Origin of the sequence: Bradyrhizobium algeriense (genome assembly GCF_003062295.1) — a bacterium.
Classification (GTDB): domain Bacteria; phylum Pseudomonadota; class Alphaproteobacteria; order Rhizobiales; family Xanthobacteraceae; genus Bradyrhizobium; species Bradyrhizobium algeriense.
This window is the reverse complement of the sequence record NZ_PYCN01000314.1, coordinates 1-292: the sequence shown is the minus strand read 5'-3', so window position 1 is coordinate 292 and position 292 is coordinate 1. Positions and strand designations below refer to the sequence as shown.

1 protein-coding gene is annotated in these 292 nt (G+C 61.6%); it reads left to right on the top strand.

The features are described 5' to 3' along the window. Nucleotides 1-61: 61 nt before the first annotated feature. A partial coding sequence (locus C7G61_RS45810; RefSeq protein WP_210205942.1) for a hypothetical protein occupies nucleotides 62-292 on the top strand: 231 nt, incomplete at its 3' end.

Sequence of the window (292 nt, the reverse complement as noted above, 5' to 3'; positions counted from 1 at the left end):
ATCGGGCAACGGCGTCGGCCACAACAATTCGCACTCTTCACACCCGATATCCGCAAGCACTATGGAAGCGGCCGAACCGGTCGAACCTGACGTCGCACCGGGTAATAGTGGTGGCGGCCATGGCAACTCGCCGCACCCGTCACACTCGGCCTCTGCAAAGGCATCGGCGGCCGGCGAACTAAACGAACCAGGCGTCACATCGGGCAACGGCGTCGGCCACAACAATTCGCACTCTTCACACCCGATATCCGCAAGCACTATGGAAGCGGCCGAACCGGTCGAACCTGACGTC